Source organism: Dyadobacter sp. LHD-138 (assembly GCF_030929615.1).
Lineage (GTDB): Bacteria > Bacteroidota > Bacteroidia > Cytophagales > Spirosomataceae > Dyadobacter.
This window is the reverse complement of the sequence record NZ_JAVFVU010000090.1, coordinates 1-2,503: the sequence shown is the minus strand read 5'-3', so window position 1 is coordinate 2,503 and position 2,503 is coordinate 1. Positions and strand designations below refer to the sequence as shown.

Below are 2,503 nucleotides of genomic sequence, written 5' to 3'. Positions count from 1 at the left end.
TGATATGCATCTCCAACGTTAACACTGTCTTTGTAGTTAATTATAGTAAAGATGTTTCCGCTTGGATAATACCGAACACATTTGCCGTTTGGTAATCCATTTTTCAACTCCCAATCTTGTGCCAATTTACCATTCTCAAAATAGTGCCGTGCTCGACCTGATACAAACCCATTTATTGAGTGAACCGAACTCTGCAGTACTCCATCTTCAAAATAACTGCGATATAAACTTAAGGAATCATTAATTGATATCTCTTCCGATTTTAATGCTCCATTAGGGTAATACTTTAAAATCGGGTCCTTTTTTTGAGAACAAGAAGATAACCCGACCAATGTCCATACAAAAAAAATAATAAAACTATCTGTACCCATCATCACTTGTTTACTACCTCATAATCATAACTCCAATAAATATCCTTTCCCTCAGTTTTGTAAGTTCCATCTGCAAATTTTTTCAGAATTTTGAAATTCTGAATATATCCTCTGGCTGTTTGTTGACCTACCTGTTTAGGTTTTATATATACAACAATTGTGGATATTTTCCCATTAAAAACCCTAAGAGTGGACTTATTCAGAAGATTATATTCCTTATCATAGTCTCCAACAAAAACTCTCAATAGAGGATATTCAAGGTGATCCATTTCAAAGGTAATTTTTAGTGAATCGTTTAAAGAAACCACTTTTAAGCCATTTACTTCATGAATCCTGACAGTTGCTTTTTGGATTTTCCCTAGACTATCATACCAAGTTTGATAATTTACCCATTTCTTCCCACGTACTTTTGCGTAATTTCCCAAGTATTGTATTTTTTCTCCGGGAAGATCAAAATACTCATAGCCATTTCCAGCATTTATATTTAAGTCATAAGTTACTACGCTCATTAAATTTCCACTTTGATAATAAGATCTACATGGACCATTTAAAACACCATCTTTCCAAAAACAATCTTTTTCAAGATTGCCATTTAGATAATATTTCTTATTGCGTCCAGATATCTTACCGTTGATCATAGTTATAGAATCTTTTAACCCTCCCGCTTCAAAATAGGTCAAGGCCACTTCCGTAGAATCATTTATAAACCTTATTTCCCTTTGAACACGACCGTCAGGATAATATTGAAATTCTGATTCAGAATTTCTGGAACAGGAAAGCAAAACGGTACTAACAGATAATATTAAAATAATTCGGTTTATCATTATTATTTAGGTCTTATGGTATCTGATTTTACTTTTTGCGTACCTTGATAGTAATCAATGACTCCCACGGTACTGTCTTTATTTACTCCACTACCAGCTGTTGTCCAACCAGGAGTTGTACTCATATTGTTTAAGGCTTCGTTCCATTGTTCTGATGAAATTTTACTTTTTGATTTATCTTTATCGTTTGATTTATCTTTATCGTTTGATTTTTTCTCACCAAATTCTGGCTTTACCGCATTAACAGCCTCCCCAGCCGATTGCCCAAATCCCAAAGCTTCCTTCATCATTTCCATCACACTAATGATCTTACCCAAAACCGTGGTTCCACCAATTCTAGCCTTTGAAGGATCGGCCGTAGCTACACCAGCGGGTCCTAAAATAGCGTCAATGTCAACCATCGGTCCGGTAGGATATTGACTTTGTCTCATTCCACTTCCTTTACCTTTAATATCCTCATTGGTTGAGAAAAAAGCTATTCCATCAACAGGTGACAGGCCGTCTGAAACCGTTTTCGCCGTTGAATTCAAATAAGCATTGGCCGAACTTGTAATGCCATTTATCCTTTGCACAACCCCATTCCAGGCATTTTGGGCTTTTCCAAAAACAACACCCGCAGGGTTCACCGGCACCGATTCTAAGCCTTCAAGTTCTATGTGAATTGTAACTTTATTTTCAGAGAACGCGTAGGTGCCATTATTTTGGAACTTTTCACTCAATGGATCAACTGATAAGAATCTACCTGTAAGCGGATCATAAGAACGCCATTTAAACTGTGTATAACCTGTAAAAGCCTGGTATTCCTGACTCTGAAACAGATAACGATTTATTCCTTTACTGGCCTTGTTGGTTGTTCCATCACGGTTAATTTCAGATCCGAAAGGATAAAAATCATTCTTCTGCAATATATCTCCGTTTTCATTAAATACCACACGGACATTGCCCAAATGATCTTTGACGTAATATTGAAATGTGATCGCGCCACTCTTCAATACTGCCTGCCCCTTCCGCAAGGCCCAGCCGTGAAAATGCATTCGATGCATTGTACTCAAAGCCGCCCGCATATTTAACAGTCAACGTATCGGCTACATATTTATGTTTTGTTCCAGAAGCGTCATAATCATACGTTAATGTTTTCCCATCAATGGCTACCGTTTTCGGTAGGTTCAGGTGATTATAGGTCAGCACTGCACCGCGGTTGCCATCCGAGGTCATGTTGCCGTTTCCATCATAACCGTAGCTGCTGCTGCCACTTTTAACGCCGCTGTTGTTGCCGGATGCATCGCTAATGGAAGACAAGCGGTTACC

The 2,503-nt window shown here is 37.9% G+C and carries 4 protein-coding genes; all 4 read right to left on the bottom strand.

Translation table 11 applies throughout. From position 1 onward, the window contains the following. A partial coding sequence (locus RB622_RS29935) for a toxin-antitoxin system YwqK family antitoxin (protein ID WP_409022107.1) occupies positions 1-374 on the bottom strand: 374 nt, incomplete at its 3' end. Then, complete coding sequence (locus RB622_RS29930) at positions 374-1,195, bottom strand: hypothetical protein (RefSeq protein ID WP_308050517.1); 822 nt, start codon at positions 1,193-1,195, stop codon at positions 374-376. The genes RB622_RS29935 and RB622_RS29930, both read right to left, overlap by 1 nt. A 2-nt stretch (positions 1,196-1,197) precedes the next feature. Beyond that, a complete protein-coding gene (locus tag RB622_RS29925; protein ID WP_308050516.1) occupies positions 1,198-2,100 on the bottom strand; it encodes an RHS repeat-associated core domain-containing protein in 903 nt (300 codons plus the stop codon). A 16-nt stretch (positions 2,101-2,116) separates the two neighbouring features. Further along, positions 2,117-2,503 (bottom strand): hypothetical protein (locus RB622_RS29920; RefSeq protein ID WP_409022105.1); only part of this gene is annotated, 387 nt, incomplete at its 5' end.